Here is a 204-nt window from a genome sequence, read left to right as displayed (position 1 = left end):
GCCGGACGAAGGCCATGGTGGTCGCGGCTTGTTGTTTCCCGGATCCGCGTTTGGCCACGTCGTAGGATTTCGCCTCGGGCAGGGTGACCTCGGTGTGGGTGCGGCGGCGTTCGGGTACGAACCCGCCGAGCTCGGCCCGGCGTTCCATGAGGTATTTGATTTCCGGGGCGTCCATGCCGGGGTGGTAGTACGGGGGCCGGTAGA

1 protein-coding gene is annotated in these 204 nt (G+C 66.7%); it reads right to left on the bottom strand.

Translation table 11 applies throughout. The features are described 5' to 3' along the window. Positions 1-204: hypothetical protein (locus AC5RU9_RS21320; RefSeq protein ID WP_494018074.1), on the bottom strand; the 204-nt coding region annotated here is incomplete at both ends.

It is taken from the genome of Arthrobacter sp. B0316-5-4, from assembly GCF_059090325.1.
The sequence above is the reverse complement of the archived record's forward strand: the minus strand, read 5'-3'. Positions and strand labels throughout refer to the sequence as shown.